This window comes from Humibacillus xanthopallidus (assembly GCF_006717145.1).
In the GTDB taxonomy this organism is placed as follows: Bacteria; Actinomycetota; Actinomycetes; order Actinomycetales; family Dermatophilaceae; genus Humibacillus; species Humibacillus xanthopallidus.
Map to the genome: position 1 here is coordinate 460,037 of NZ_VFQF01000001.1, position 13,986 is coordinate 474,022.

Sequence of the window (13,986 nt, forward strand, 5' to 3'; positions counted from 1 at the left end):
CTGGGGTGCCCAGCTCCTTCGCCGACCTCGAGGCCCGTCTCGACGACCTTGCCTCGCACGACCCGTCCGCCTCCGTGTCCGCATGGCTCGGTGACCTGGCCGGCCGGTGCCGCTGGAGTCACCGGGCGGACGCTCCGCACTACGCCGCGTCGACGATGAAGCTGCCCCTCGTGATCGCCGCCCAGCGCCGCGTCGTCCGCGGTGAGCTCGACCTCGATGCCCCGCACCCGGTGCGAAACGCCTTCGCGTCGGTCAAGGACGGCTCGCCCTTCACGATGGACGAGGACGACGACCAGGACCCCGAGACGTGGGCGGCCGTCGGGGGCACCCGCACCCTGCGCGAGCTCGCCGAGCACGCCATCACCCACTCCGGCAACCTCGCGACCAACCTCCTGCTCGACGTCGTCGGACGCGACGAGGTCGCCGAGGTGCTGCGGCTCGCCGGGTGCTCGCCGACGACCGTCGTCGGCCGCGGCATCGAGGACGCCGTCGCCCGCGAGGCTGGGATCACGAACACCGTCACCGCCGCCGACCTCGGCCTGCTCATGGCCGCCGTCGCCCGCCGCGAGCCGGCGCTCGGAGGGGAGCCGGTGTGCGGGCCCGTCGAGCAGATCCTCGCGCGGCAGCTGCACGTCGACCAGATTCCGGCCGGGCTGCCGAGCGGCACGCCGACCGCGAGCAAGTCGGGCTGGATCCCGGGGGTCTCGCACGACGTCGCCCTCGTCCGGCCCGTCGGCGAGGACCCGTTCGTCCTCGCGATCTGCACGACGGTCGACCTCGGCGAGCACGAGGCTGCTGCCTTCGTCGCGTCGGTCGCGGCCGACGTCTGGGCGGTCGATCACGCACTCGACGTCCGGGAGGTGGAGCAGTGACGACGATCGACCGGGTCGAGACGAGAGCAGTCTCGGTGCGCCTGCACACCCCCTTCGTCACCGCGCTGCGACGCACCGAGACGACCGACACCGTCGTCGTGACGGTCACCGACAGCGACGGGCGGGTCGGGTGGGGCGAGGCCCCGCAGGTCTGGCAGGTCACCGGTGAGTCGCTCGCGGGGGCAACGGCCTGCATCGAGACGATGCTCGCGCCGGTGCTCCTCGGCCACGCCCTCGACGACCGCGACGACCTCGCCGCCGTCGCCGGGGCCGTCCAGCGGGCCGTCGCCCGCAACTTCGGCGCCAAGGCCGCGATCGACGCCGCGCTGCACGACCTCGTCGCCCGGGCGGAGGGCACGAGCGTGGCCGCCCTGCTCTCAGGCCGGCCGGACGGCATACCGGAGCGGCTGACGACCGACGTCACCCTGTCGGCCGGCGCGGCGGCAGCGCTCGCCGACACGGCGCGGGAGCGGGTCGCGGCCGGCTTCACGACGCTCAAGATGAAGGTCGGCACCGACGCGTCGACCGACGTGCAGCGCGTGGCCTCGGTGCGCGACGCCGTCGGGCCAGGCGTCGCGATCCGGCTCGACGCCAACCAGGGCTGGACCCGCGAAGAGGCTGTCACGGTCATCCGGGCGCTCGAGGCCGCCGACCTCGGCGTCGAGTTCGTCGAGCAGCCGGTCGTCGCCGACGACGTCGAGGGGCTCGCCTGGGTGCGCGCGCGGGTCGGCCTGCCGGTCATGGCCGACGAGTCCTGCTACGGCCACCACGACCTCGAGCGCATCATCCGCCTCGGCGCGGCCGATCTCGTCAACGTCAAGCTCGCCAAGTGCGGGTCGCTGACGCTGGGGCGCGCGTTGCTTCGCCGCGCCGAGGAGGCCGGGCTGGGCACGATCGTCGGCTCGATGATGGAGAGCCACATCGGGGTCGGGGCCGCCGCTGCCCTCGTGGCCGCGCAGCCGACGACGCGCACCCCCGACCTCGACGCTGCCTGGTGGTCGCTCGAGTCACCCGTCGAGGGCGGAATCGGCTACAGCGCCAACGAGATCCGTATGCCGTCCGACCCTGGCTCGGGCATCAGGGGCTGGGCGACCGCGGGCTAGGTGCGGGGTTTGGTGCAGCGGGTGGACGATCAGTTGCCGACGACCCGCAGCGAGAACGACGCCTCGCCGGGGCCGGTGACGGTGGTCGACCCGCCGACCGCGCGCAGCGACTCGACGACGGCCCTCGTGTCGCCCTGGAGGTCACCGAGGTAGGCGCTCTCGATGCGGTCGAGGTCGACGAAGAGCACGCCGTTGGCGCGGCTCACGTCGCCGAGTGTGGCCTTGAAGGTGTCGGTGTCGCCGAGGGCGCCGCCCTTTTTCAGGCTGGCGACGTAGGCCGGGTCGGTGGCGAGGTAGACGGTGCCGCCGTCGACGGTGTGGGTGAGGATGCCGCCCATCGTCTGGTCGAGGCGGTCGACGAGGGCGCCCGCTCGCGCGCTGTCGCTCGAGACGATCTTGCCGCCGACGACGAACGAGTCGGCGACGCGCAGGTCCTGCTGGGGGAGCGAGAGCGTGAAGGAGCGGCCGAGCAGCACCTTGAGATCGTCTGGCAGGGTCACGTCGAGCTGCTTCTCGATCTCGCCGATGACGTCGCCGCCGGTCATGCCGCTCAGGTTCTCGAGCTGCGTCGAGAGCGTCGGCCAGGCCGAGTCGATCGCTTGGTCGGCGCCCGAGACGTGCAGGGCGGCGGCCGTGTCGTCGGGGAGATCGACGAGCTCGGAGGTGTCGCCCGGAGCGGCGTTGACGGCCTTGGCGCCCCGCACGACACCCGCGAGCTCGACGAAGGACGGGTCGAAGCGCAGGGCCGCGGCGACCCGGCCCTGCATACCCGCTGTCGTGGCGCTCGGGGGTCTCGCGGTGCCCGCGGTGCCCGGCGTGCCGAGCGCGCCCGCTCCGAGGTCCTGCAGCTGCGTGGCGCCGGTGGTCATGTCGAACCAGGCGGAGACGACGCCCTGCTCGCCGAGGGCGGTCATGTCGCCGGTGAACGTGCTGTTGGCCGCGAGCGTGCCCTTGGCGATGGCCGCCATGGTCGAGGCACCGGTGCCGGGGGGCATGACGAGGGCATAGCCGTCCTTCGTCTCGATGTCGGCGCCGTCCTTGTCGCACGCGAAGAGCTTGCCGAGCGCCTCCTTGGCCCGGGCCTCATCGCTCACCTGGACGGCGAGAGCGACGTTGGGCTTGTCCGTGGTGCCACCGGGGCGGATGGCCACGCCGGCGCGCTCACCGAGCCACGGCGCGATGTCCGTGTCGTAGCGCAAGGTCGAGACGCAGCTGTCGGCGGCGTCCTGCGTGACGAGGTCCCAGAGCTTCCTACGGGGGTCGTCGCCGGTCAGGGTGTCGCGCACCTGCGGGAGCTTGCCGAGGAAGCGAACCGCGGCGATCTTCTGCCCGGCCGATGGGTCGATGTCGAGGCGGACGTAGCCGTACGCGTCGCCCGGCAGCACGTCGGCCGGCTGGGCTCCTGCCCCGCTCAGCTGCTGCACCGCGAAGACCGCTCCGCCGCCGAGGAGGAGGGCCGCGGCGACGCCGCCGATGACGAGCCCGGTGCGGCCACGGCCGGGGCGTGCCGCCGGGGGGTGATCCTGCGGGTCGGAGAGCCCGACCCCGGTGGTCGACGCCGGTGCCGGCGGGGCGCCGGGGTACGTGTAGCCGGCGTGAGGAGCGGGGTCCGGGGTGTGCTCCGGAGTCGGGTCGGTCATGGTCGTTCTCCCCCTGCACGGTTGGTGCGCCGTCACTGTTCACGGATGACCGGTGACGGTCTGGACGATACCTCCGGCCACCGACAGGCGTGGCCGGATCGGGCAAGGCTTCGACGTCGCACATCGCTTCGGTCGTTCCATCGACCCCGGACGCCCGAGAGCGACGGCACCAGGCACGCATACCGCCCGAATCCGCTGGTCCGGCGCGATCGGCGGGGTCGCATCGCCCCCAAAAGCCCGTCGTGCGGTCATGATGGATCCCGGTCCTCCGGGGGGAGGATCCACCACGCGTCCACGGGGGGCTCGGGTCATGCCCGAGCGGGTCCAGCGACCCGAGCAGACCGATCAAGGAGGACAGGGTGCCGAACACCCAGACGGTGACCGAGTTCCTGTCGGCACGGATCGCGGAGGAGCGTGAGCGCGCGGAGGGGGCGAAGTGGGCCATGGGCCCGTCGTGGTTCGTCGCCGACCCGGCCAGTCGGGTCGACACCTACGTCGCGTCGCTGAACCCGGACCGCACCCTGGCCGACCTCGCGGCCAAGCAGTGGCTCATCGACCGCGTCGGCGTGCTCGACGACGGAACGGCCGACCAGCGCCGCGCCGGCATGAAGGACGAGGCGGAGTACGCCTGTCTCGTCTTCGCCTCGGCCTACGCCGACCATCCGGACTACCGCGCCGAGTGGCGTCCCTGACCCGCTCGCGGCTCCATCTGTCGGCGCTTGCCGGCGTGACCGGTGCCTCGGGGCCGTAGAACGCAGCGCGCGTATGCTGGCCCGGATCGAGGCGCGGACGGCAGTGAGCCTCCCGTTCGACGCACGCAGGTCAGGTCGGCAGGCAGGTCAGGAGGACCCCGTGCGGATGAGCCACTTCTGGACCCTCATGGACGACGAGTTCGGGCCGGCGTATGCCGGGTCGCTGGCTCGCGACCACGTGCTCGGCACGCTGCAGCAGCGCACCGCGCTCCAGGCCATCGCCGACGGGGTGCCACCGCGCCAGGTGTGGGAGGCGATCTGCGACGACATGGACGTGCCGCAGGATCGCCGACTGGGGCGCGACGACCGGGTGGCCCGGGGGGCGCAGGGCGGATCGGCCCGCTAGGCGCCTTCAGGGTGCGGCGTGTCGCCGCTCCATCTCGAACACCTGTTCGGTAGTGTCGTCCACAGGTCCTGGGCCATCACTCGCATCATCCACAGGCCGTCTCGTGGAACACCTCGATGTCGGCGCAGGCACCTAACGTCTGACCCGACAGCACATCTCACGACGAGGCCGTGCGCGGGTCGAAGGTAGACGACCACTGCGCAGACGGCAGACAGGTGACCACGACATGGCAGCCATGCAGGAAAAGGACAAGGACAAGGCCCTCTCCTCGGTGATGGGTCAGATCGAGAAGAGCTACGGCAAGGGTGCCGTGATGCGTCTGGGCGACGACGTGCGGGCACCCATCGAGGTGATCCCGACCGGCTCGATCGCCCTCGACGTCGCGCTCGGCATCGGCGGTCTGCCGCGGGGCCGGGTGGTCGAGATCTACGGGCCGGAGTCCTCGGGCAAGACGACGGTGGCCCTCCACGCGGTCGCCAACGCGCAGAAGGCTGGTGGCATCGCGGCGTTCATCGACGCCGAACACGCGCTGGATCCCGACTACGCCCAGAAGCTCGGCGTCGACACCGACGCGCTGCTCGTCTCCCAACCCGACACGGGGGAGCAGGCGCTCGAGATCGCCGACATGCTGATCCGCTCCGGCGCGATCGACATCATCGTCATCGACTCCGTGGCGGCGCTCGTGCCGCGCGCCGAGATCGAGGGTGAGATGGGCGACAGCCACGTCGGCCTGCAGGCCCGGCTCATGAGCCAGGCACTGCGCAAGCTGACCGGTGCGCTCAACAACACCGGCACGACGGCGATCTTCATCAACCAGCTCCGCGAGAAGATCGGCGTGATGTTCGGCTCGCCCGAGACGACGACCGGTGGCAAGGCGCTGAAGTTCTACGCGTCCGTGCGTCTCGACGTGCGCCGCATCGAGACCCTCAAGGACGGCACCGAGCCGGTCGGCAACCGCACCCGCGTCAAGGTCGTCAAGAACAAGGTCTCCCCGCCCTTCAAGCAGGCCGAGTTCGACATCCTCTACGGCCACGGCATCTCGCGCGAGGGCGGCATCATCGACATGGGCGTCGAGCACGGTTTCGTCCGCAAGGCCGGCGCCTGGTACACCTACGACGGCGACCAGCTCGGTCAGGGCAAGGAGAACGCCCGCAACTTCCTCAAGGACAATCCCGACCTCGCCGACGAGATCGAGAAGAAGGTCAAGGAGAAGCTCGGCGTCGGGCCGCGGGTCGACCAGCCTGCCGAGGTCTCGGACGTGCCCGTCGACTTCTGACCATGACGGGTGACGACCGCGGAGTCGGACACGGAGACGACCGTGCGTCCCGGGCGGCCGCGAGCGCCGAACGTGAGGAACGACTGACCCGGGCCGCCGCCGCCCTCGCAGCGGCTGAGGGGGTGGTGGCGGCCGGGGCGGGTCCAGCGCGGACCCCGAAGCGCGGCACGGGGCCGTTCGCGCCGCCGCCGGACGACCCCGCTGAGGCGAGCGCCGAGGCTGACCCGGAGTCGGTGGCTCGCGCCATCGTGCTGCGCCAGCTGAGCATGGCTCCACGGAGCCGGGTGCAGCTCGAGCGCAAGCTGCGCCAGCGCGGGTGCGACGACGACGTGGCGGCTCGGGTCCTCGACCGCATGACGCAGGTCGGCCTCATCGACGACGAGGCTTATGCGGAGATGCTGGTGCGGGCCCGGCACTCGGGCAAGGGGCTGGCGCGGCGCGCGCTGGCCCACGAGCTGCGCAAGCAGGGCATCGACCAGGACGTGGCCGACGAGGCGCTCGGGCAGGTGGGTGCGGGCGACGAACGGCTGCGCGCCGAGCAGCTCGTCGAGAAGCGGATGCGGAGCCTGCACGGTCTTCCTGCTGACGTGCAGACCCGCCGGCTTGCCGGCCTGCTCGCCCGCAAGGGCTACTCGAGCGAGGTGGCCTGGCCGGTCATCCGGGATGCCGTCGACGGAGCGCCGGAGCACCAGCGCGACTGAGCGTCCGTGCGGTCGGCACACCTCGGCGGGCACGCGAAAGGGTGGGGAGTCGAGGCTCCCCACCCTTTTGGTCTCGTCGGCGTCAGGCGCCGGGAGTGCGTCGTGCTGCGGTCGCTCAGGCCTCGGACGGCACGATGGCGATGGCCGAGACGTCGAACTCGAGCTTGACCTTCTCGCTGACGAGGACGCCACCGGTCTCGAGGGCGGCGTTGAAGGAGAGGTTCCACTCGGTGCGGTCGATCGTGACCTCACCCTCGAAGCCGACGCGGGTGTTGCCGAAGGGGTCCTTCGCCGAGCCGGTCTCCTCGAAGGGGATCGTGACGGACTTGGTCACGCCGTTGATCGTGAGGTCGCCGGTGATGTCCCACTCAGAGCCGTCGCGCTCGACGTTCGTCGAGACGAAGGTGATCTGCGGGTAGTTGGCGATGTCGAAGAAGTCGGGGGTCTTGAGGTGACCGTCGCGCTGCTCGTTGCCGGTCGTGACACTGGCGGCCTCGATGGTGACGGTGACCGAGGAGTTGGCCGGCGTGGCGGTGTCGACGTGCGCGTTGCCCTCGAACTGGTCGAAGTGGCCGCGGACCTTCGTGACCATCGCGTGGCGGGCCGAGAAGCCGATGCGGGTGTGGCTGGGGTCGATGGCGTAGTCGCCCGTGATGTCGTCGACGGCGACGGAGGTGGCCTCGGTGGCGACCTCGTCCTTGCTGCGGTTGAACAGACCCATGATGGTTCCTTTGGAAGTAGGTATTTGAACTTTCAACAATCAGGCTGACACCTGATCGTTGAATTGTCAAGCGAGGGGGTCAACGAGAAAAGCCTGCCCCGTATTCCTGGACGCCGCCTGTCGAGACCGCGACGCGGGACGGAAGGGTGGGGGTGACGCCGTACTCTTGACGGGCCATGACGACGCATCCCAGCCTTCCCAGTCCGTCCCAGTCCGCCGTGTTCGCAGCGTCCGCCCCGTCCGCTCCGGACGCCGCGACGCCGCCCGCTCCCCGGACCTACGACGTGCGCACCCACGGGTGCCAGATGAACGTCCACGACAGCGAGCGGCTGTCGGGTCTGCTCGAGACCGCCGGCTTCGTCGACCTCGCCGGCCTGCCCGCGGGGGAGCGGCCGGAGGTCGCCGACGTCGTCGTCTTCAACACCTGCGCTGTCCGCGAGAACGCCGACAACAAGCTCTACGGCAACCTCGGCCAGCTGCGCCAGGCCAAGCTGAAGAAGCCCGACATGCAGATCGCCGTGGGCGGCTGCATGGCGCAGAAGGACCGTGGCACGATCATCGAGCGGGCGCCGTGGGTCGACGTCGTCTTCGGCACCCACAACATCGGCTCGCTTCCGGCCCTGCTCGACCGGGCGGCCCACAACAAGCGTGCCGAGGTCGAGATCCTCGAGAGCCTCGAGGTCTTCCCCTCGACGCTGCCCACGCGGCGCGACTCGGCCTACAGCGGCTGGGTCTCGATCTCGGTGGGCTGCAACAACACGTGCACCTTCTGCATCGTGCCGAGCCTGCGCGGCAAGGAGCAGGACCGCCGCCCGGGCGAGATCCTCGCCGAGATCGAGGCCCTCGTGGCCCAGGGGGTCGTCGAGGTCACCCTCCTCGGCCAGAACGTCAACACCTACGGCGTCGAGTTCGGAGACCGTCTCGCCTTCGGCAAGCTGCTCCGCGCGTGCGGCGAGATCGACGGCCTCGAGCGAGTGCGCTTCACGAGCCCCCACCCGGCAGCCTTCACCGACGACGTCATCCTCGCGATGGCCGAGACGCCCAATGTCATGCCGAGCCTGCACATGCCGCTGCAGTCCGGCTCCGACAAGGTGCTGAAGGACATGCGCCGCTCCTATCGCAGCGCGAAGTTCCTGCGCATCATCGACACCGTCCGTGAGCACATCCCGGATGCCGCGATCACGACCGACATCATCGTCGGCTTCCCGGGCGAGACCGAGGAGGACTTCCAGGGCACCCTCGACGTCGTGCGGGCCGCGCGCTTCTCGAGCGCCTTCACCTTCCAGTACTCCATCCGTCCGGGCACGCCTGCCGCGACGATGAAGCAGCAGGTGCCCAAGGAGGTCGTCCAGGAGCGCTTCGAGCGGCTCATCGCCCTCCAGGAGGAGGTCAGCTGGGCCGAGAACCGCACCCTCGAGGGCCGCGAGGTCGAGGTGCTCGTCGCACCGTCCGAGGGGCGCAAGGACGCCGAGACGCGCCGCCTGTCGGGCCGTGCCCGCGATAACAGGCTCGTCCACTTCGCCGTTCCGGACGGCGCCGAGGTGCCGCGTCCGGGTGACGCCGTCACCGTCGCCGTGACCTATGGCGCGCCCCATCACCTCGTCGCCGACTCGGGCGTCCAGGGCGGCGCGTATGCCGTCCGGCGCACTCCCGGGGGCGACGCGTGGGAGGCGCTCCAGGACGCCCCGAACGGCACGGGCAAGCCGGCCGTGAGCCTCGGCATGCCGGCGGTCGGACGCCCGACGGTGCCGCCTGCGGCACCCGCCTGCGCGGCGCCCTGACCGCGATTCGGAGGCGGCCGCGGCCGCATGCTTGACTTGGCGCATGAGCGTGCGCCCCATCGTCATCACCGGTGAGCCCGTCCTGCACCGGGCGGCTGCCCTCGTGGCCGACTTCGACGACGAGCTCCGCACCCTCGTCGACGACATGTACGAGACGAACGTCGCGGCGAACGGCGTCGGCCTCGCGGCCCCGCAGATCGGCGTCGGCCTGCGCGTCTTCATCTGGAAGATGGCCAACGACGACGGGGTGCCCGAGCAGGGGCACGTCATCAACCCGACGGTGACGACCTCGCGCATCCCACAGGAGCGGCCGAACCCCGATGAGGAGACCGAGGGCTGCCTCTCCGTCCCCGGTGAGGCGTTCCCGCTCAAGCGCGCCGACCGGGCTCACGTGGTCGGGCTCGACGTCGACGGGCGACGCGTGGAGTTCGACGCGACCGGCTGGTTCGCCAGGTGCATGCAGCACGAGTACGACCACCTCAACGGCACGCTCTACGTCGACCGTCTCGACGACCGCCAGTCGAAGAAGGCGCGCAAGGCGGTCAAGCGCAACGGCTGGGGCAAGCCCGGCCACTCGTGGATGCCCGGCGTCGATGAGGACCCATTCGGTCACGACGAGGACGTCGCTGAGGTCCAGCACGCCGACGGCCACGCGGGAGAGCTCGCCGGGTGACGGAAGCCGACCCGGAGGCGCGACCTGCGGGCCCCTCCGGCGACGCCGGCTCCGGCCCGATCATCGCGGTCGTCGGAGCCACGGCGACCGGCAAGTCCGGCCTCGCCCTCGACCTCGCCGAGCGGCTCGGGGCCGAGATCGTCAATGCCGACGCGATGCAGCTCTACCGGGGGATGGACATCGGCACCGCCAAGCTGCCGCCGGCCGAGCGTCGTGGCATTGCCCACCACCAGCTCGACGTCCTCGACGTGACGCAGGAGGCGACCGTCGCGGCCTACCAGCAGGCTGCCCGGTCGGACCTCGTCTCCATCGCTGCCCGCGGGCACCGGGCGGTGCTCGTCGGCGGTTCCGGCCTCTATGTCCGGGCGGCGCTGGACCGGCTCGACATCCCGCCCACCGACCCTGGGGTCCGGGCGCGGCTGGAGGACGAAGCCGAGCGCCTCGGCGGTGTGGAGCTGCACCGGCGCCTCGCCGAGAGCGATCCGGAGGCGGCCGCCCAGATCCTGCCGGGCAACGTCCGCCGGGTCGTGCGCGCCCTCGAGGTCATCGAGATCACTGGGCGGCCTTTCAGCGCATCCATGCCCAGACGCGAGTTCGTCTCTCCCGCAGTCATGGTCGGCTTGCGGGTCGACAGAGCAGTGCTCGACGAGCGCATCGACAGACGGGTCGAGGCGATGTGGGAGACCGGGTTGCGCCAGGAGACCGAGGGCCTGCTCGAGCGAGGTCTGCGCACCGGCGTCACCGCCTCGCGTGCCATCGGCTACAGCCAGGCCATCGCAGTGATCGACGGTGAGTTGGACGAGGCCCAGGCCAGGGCCGACACGGCGCAGGCGACCCGTCGCTACGCCCGACGCCAGGAGTCGTGGTTCCGCCCCGACCCCCGCATCGTCTGGCTCGACGCGACCGACGGCGACCACGCCCGGTTGCTCGACGAAGCCCTCCGCGTGATCGACGGGCTGCGCGCCTCCTGAACGGCTGACGCCGACGGGTGGGGGCCGACTCTGATTGGGCCTGTGTGACTCGACCACCTCACGACTTGATAAAGTGTGCAACTGTTCAGGTCCGCATCGAAGGGTCTTCTCATGAGTGTGCCGCTCTACCAGGCGAAAGCAGAGTTCTTCAAGACGCTCGGGCACCCGGCTCGCATCCGCATCCTCGAGCTGCTCTCCGAGCGTGACCACGCCGTGCACGAGCTGCTCGACCGCATCGACATCGAGCCGAGCAGCCTCTCGCAGCAGCTCGCCGTCCTGCGGCGCACGTCGCTCGTCACGTCGACGCGGGTCGGAGGTGAGGTCGTCTACTCGGTCAGCGTGCCCGAGGTGCGTGACCTGCTGCTCGCGGCACGGCGCATCCTCTCCGGCATCATCGCCGCCCAGGGTGAGCTCGAGTCCGAGCTGAGCCCGACGGCGGGCTCATGACGCTCGAGCTCGACAGGCAGAGCGCCCGGGCCTGGACGGTGCGCCAGGCGCGGCGGGTGCGAGCCCTGTCGCCGCGCCGGTCCGACTGGGCCTCGGTGCGGCTCGGCAGGGACCTGCCCGCCGGCCTCATGGTCGGCCTTGTCGCACTGCCCCTCGCCCTCGGCTTCGGCGTGAGCTCCGGGCTCGGGGCCACGGCGGGGCTCGTGACGGCTGTCATCGCCGGGGCCGTGGCAGCGGTCTTCGGCGGCAGCCGGGTGCAGGTCAGCGGCCCGACCGGGGCCATGACGGTCGTCCTCGTGCCCATCATCGCGACGTACGGCACGCACGGCGTCCTCGTCGTCGGACTCATGGCCGGTGTCGTGCTCATCGCGCTCGGCTACGTCGGAGCGGGCCGCTACATCCGCTACGTGCCCGTGCCGGTCGTCGAGGGCTTCACCCTCGGCATCGCTGCGATCATCCTGCTCCAGCAGGTGCCCGCGGCGCTCGGTGTGCACGCCGAAGGGGAGAAGGTGCTCGGCCAGGCGCTGGGAGCAGTCGGCGTGTGGGCGTCGCACCCGGTCTGGCCATCCGTCGCGGTGGCCGCGGCCGTCGTGGCGGGGGTGCTGGGGCTCGCGCGGCTGCGCCCCGGCGTGCCGTGGGCCCTTGTCGTCGTCGTGCTCGCGACGGCCGCCAACTCGGTCCTCGGCCTCGGGATCGCCACCATCGGCGCGGTCCCCGCCGGACTGCCGGCTCCCTCGCTCCCGTCGATGGCCGTGTCCGACCTCAGCTCGCTCCTGCTTCCGGCCGTGGCGGTCGCGGCCCTCGCCGCCCTCGAGAGCCTCCTGTCGGCGACCGTGTCCGACGCCATGAGCGTCGGTCAGCGGCACGACTCCGACCGTGAGCTCGTCGGGCAGGGCCTGGCCAACCTCGCCGCGCCGCTCTTCGGCGGCATCCCCGCCACTGCCGCCATCGCGCGCACGGCTGTCAACGTGCGATCCGGTGCGTCCTCCCGGCTCGCGGCCCTGACGCACGCGGCCGTTCTCCTCGTCATCGTCCTCGTCGCCTCGCGCTGGGTGGCGATGATCCCCACCGCGGCACTCGCCGGAGTCCTCGTCGCGACGGCGGTGCAGATGGTCCGGGTCTCGAGCCTCGGCGCCCTTCTGCGCTCCTCGCGCGGTGATGCCGTCGTGCTCGTCGGCACGGCTGCCGCCACCGTCCTGCTCGACCTCGTCATGGCGGTGCTGCTCGGGCTCGTCATGGCCGGCTTCTTCGTGCTTCGCCAAGCGGCGTCCTCCGCCCGGCTCGAGGAGGTGCCCCTGGACGAGAGCGACCACGTGGACGAGGAGCTCGCCCTGCTTGACGAGCACATCGTCGCCTACCGCATCGACGGCCCGATCTTCTTCGGCGCCGCGCACGACTTCCTCCTCGAGCTGACCGAGGTGAGCGACGTGCGCGTCGTCGTGCTGCGCATGTCCCGTGTCTCCGTCATCGATGCAACGGGCGCCACCGTGCTCGCCGACACGATCTCGCGGCTCGAGGCGCGCGGGATCTCGGTGCTGCTCTCGGGCGTGCGCCCGCAGCACGAGCGGATCCTGCGCGAGCTCGGCGTCTACGACGGTCTGGCGCACGAGAAGCACCTCTTCACGACGACGCCCGGCGCGATCGAGCACGCCCGCGTGCACGCCGCCCGGGTCGCTCACGACCCGTCGGCGACCCCGCCAGAGACCGACGCGGTGGACCCCGCGAGCCCGGCCGGACGGCATACCGGAGAATGGCCGGCATGACGCGCTTCACCAAGGGCCACGGCACCGAGAACGACTTCATCCTCGTCGCCGACCTCGAGGGCTCGCTCGAGCTCACCCCCGCCCAGGTGCAGCGCATGGCCGACCGGCATGCCGGCATCGGTGCCGACGGCGTCATCCGCGTCGTGCGCACTCGCTTCGCGACCGACGACACGGTGCGTGCGCTCGCGCCCGAGGCCGAGTGGTTCATGGACTACCGCAACGCCGACGGCTCCCTCGCCGAGATGTGCGGCAACGGCACGCGGGTCTTCGCGGCCTTCCTGCGCCGTGAGGGGCTCGTCTTCGGCAGCTCGTTCAGCATCGCGACGCGCGCCGGCGTCAAGACCGTTCGCGTCACCGAGGAGGGGTATGCCGTCGACCTGGGTCCGTGGCGCCTCGTCGACGAGGAGGGGGCGCGGCGCGACGGCTTCGACGTCATGGTGAAGCCGCGCCACGGCAAGCCGGTGCCTGCGCTCTCGCTCGACCTTGGGAACCCTCACGCCGTCGTCATGCTGCCGGAGGGCATCGCCCTCGAGAACCTCGACCTCACCGAGGCGCCGGAGCTGCACCCCGAGCCGGCAGCCGGCGCCAACGTCGAGTTCGTGCGGGCGGAGGGCCCCGGCCACATCGCCATGCGGGTGCACGAGCGCGGGGTGGGTGAGACCCGCTCGTGCGGCACGGGCGCCGCCGCTGCAGCACTCGCGACCCGCTTCTGGTCGGGCGTCGAGGACCTGTCGCCCTGGACCGTCGACGTGCCCGGTGGCCGACTCACGGTCACCCCGCTCGCCGGGCAGCGGGTCGAGCTGGCGGGGCCGGCCGAGCTCGTGGCCGACGGCGACTTCCCCCTCTGACCCACCTCCGACGACTCCCCAGTTCCCCCAGTCCCCTCGATTCGAGGTGATGCCGGGAGTGACGTGGGTGCCGCGATCACCTCGAACCGGGG

14 protein-coding genes are annotated in these 13,986 nt (G+C 71.5%); 12 read left to right on the top strand and 2 right to left on the bottom strand.

Features of this window, described 5'->3' with window-relative positions; translation table 11 throughout:
* The first annotated feature begins 5 nt into the window (after positions 1 to 5).
* Both FHX52_RS02060 and FHX52_RS02065 read left to right on the top strand, forming a co-directional pair.
* Positions 6 to 872: a serine hydrolase gene (locus FHX52_RS02060; protein WP_141819477.1), complete on the top strand. Its 867-nt coding sequence runs from the start codon at positions 6 to 8 to the stop codon at positions 870 to 872.
* Positions 869 to 1,975 carry a mandelate racemase/muconate lactonizing enzyme family protein gene (locus tag FHX52_RS02065; RefSeq protein ID WP_141819478.1) on the top strand — a complete coding sequence of 369 codons (1,107 nt, stop codon included), beginning with the start codon at positions 869 to 871 and terminating at the stop codon, positions 1,973 to 1,975. The genes FHX52_RS02060 and FHX52_RS02065 overlap by 4 nt, the downstream gene beginning before the upstream one ends.
* Before the next feature lie 29 nt (positions 1,976 to 2,004).
* Here FHX52_RS02065 and FHX52_RS02070 read toward each other — a convergent pair whose 3' ends face one another.
* Positions 2,005 to 3,615, bottom strand: a complete 1,611-nt coding sequence (locus FHX52_RS02070; protein WP_141819479.1) for a DUF3352 domain-containing protein — start codon at positions 3,613 to 3,615, stop codon at positions 2,005 to 2,007.
* Between the two features lie 359 nt (positions 3,616 to 3,974).
* On the opposite strand from FHX52_RS02070, the gene FHX52_RS02075 reads away from it, so the two are divergent.
* The 4 genes from FHX52_RS02075 (at position 3,975) to FHX52_RS24210 (ending at position 6,690) form a co-directional block, all read left to right on the top strand.
* On the top strand, positions 3,975 to 4,307 hold the full coding sequence (locus FHX52_RS02075) for a DUF6221 family protein (RefSeq protein ID WP_141819481.1): 333 nt from the start codon (positions 3,975 to 3,977) through the stop codon (positions 4,305 to 4,307).
* 166 nt (positions 4,308 to 4,473) lie between these two features.
* Positions 4,474 to 4,713, top strand: a complete 240-nt coding sequence (locus FHX52_RS02080) for a DUF3046 domain-containing protein (RefSeq protein ID WP_141819483.1) — start codon at positions 4,474 to 4,476, stop codon at positions 4,711 to 4,713.
* 235 nt (positions 4,714 to 4,948) lie between these two features.
* Entirely contained in the window at positions 4,949 to 5,989 is a 1,041-nt protein-coding gene (gene recA / locus FHX52_RS02085) for a recombinase RecA (protein ID WP_246069849.1), read from the top strand.
* A 2-nt stretch (positions 5,990 to 5,991) separates the two neighbouring features.
* Positions 5,992 to 6,690 (top strand): regulatory protein RecX, encoded by a 699-nt coding sequence (locus FHX52_RS24210; RefSeq protein WP_246069571.1) that lies wholly within the window; start codon positions 5,992 to 5,994, stop codon positions 6,688 to 6,690.
* A gap of 115 nt (positions 6,691 to 6,805) precedes the next feature.
* Here the strand turns inward: FHX52_RS24210 and FHX52_RS02095 are convergent, their stop codons facing one another.
* Positions 6,806 to 7,411: a YceI family protein gene (locus tag FHX52_RS02095; RefSeq protein ID WP_141819487.1), complete on the bottom strand. Its 606-nt coding sequence runs from the start codon at positions 7,409 to 7,411 to the stop codon at positions 6,806 to 6,808.
* 176 nt (positions 7,412 to 7,587) lie between these two features.
* Here FHX52_RS02095 and miaB point away from each other — a divergent pair, with 176 nt between their 5' ends.
* The 6 genes from miaB to dapF all read left to right on the top strand — a co-directional run bounded on the left by miaB (position 7,588) and on the right by dapF (position 13,894).
* A complete protein-coding gene (gene miaB, locus FHX52_RS02100) occupies positions 7,588 to 9,192 on the top strand; it encodes a tRNA (N6-isopentenyl adenosine(37)-C2)-methylthiotransferase MiaB (protein ID WP_221630438.1) in 1,605 nt (534 codons plus the stop codon).
* Between the two features lie 43 nt (positions 9,193 to 9,235).
* Complete coding sequence (def, locus tag FHX52_RS02105; protein WP_141819489.1) at positions 9,236 to 9,865, top strand: peptide deformylase; 630 nt, start codon at positions 9,236 to 9,238, stop codon at positions 9,863 to 9,865.
* The gene (gene miaA / locus FHX52_RS02110) at positions 9,862 to 10,836 is read left to right on the top strand and encodes a tRNA (adenosine(37)-N6)-dimethylallyltransferase MiaA (RefSeq protein WP_246069572.1); all 975 of its coding nucleotides are present in this window, start codon (positions 9,862 to 9,864) and stop codon (positions 10,834 to 10,836) included. Before def ends, miaA begins: the two co-directional genes overlap by 4 nt.
* Positions 10,837 to 10,947: 111 nt before the next feature.
* Positions 10,948 to 11,283, top strand: a complete 336-nt coding sequence (locus FHX52_RS02115; protein ID WP_141819491.1) for an ArsR/SmtB family transcription factor — start codon at positions 10,948 to 10,950, stop codon at positions 11,281 to 11,283.
* Complete coding sequence (locus FHX52_RS02120; RefSeq protein WP_141819493.1) at positions 11,280 to 13,046, top strand: SulP family inorganic anion transporter; 1,767 nt, start codon at positions 11,280 to 11,282, stop codon at positions 13,044 to 13,046. Before FHX52_RS02115 ends, FHX52_RS02120 begins: the two co-directional genes overlap by 4 nt.
* Entirely contained in the window at positions 13,043 to 13,894 is an 852-nt protein-coding gene (gene dapF, locus FHX52_RS02125; protein ID WP_141819495.1) for a diaminopimelate epimerase, read from the top strand. The genes FHX52_RS02120 and dapF overlap by 4 nt, the downstream gene beginning before the upstream one ends.
* Positions 13,895 to 13,986 lie beyond the last annotated feature (92 nt).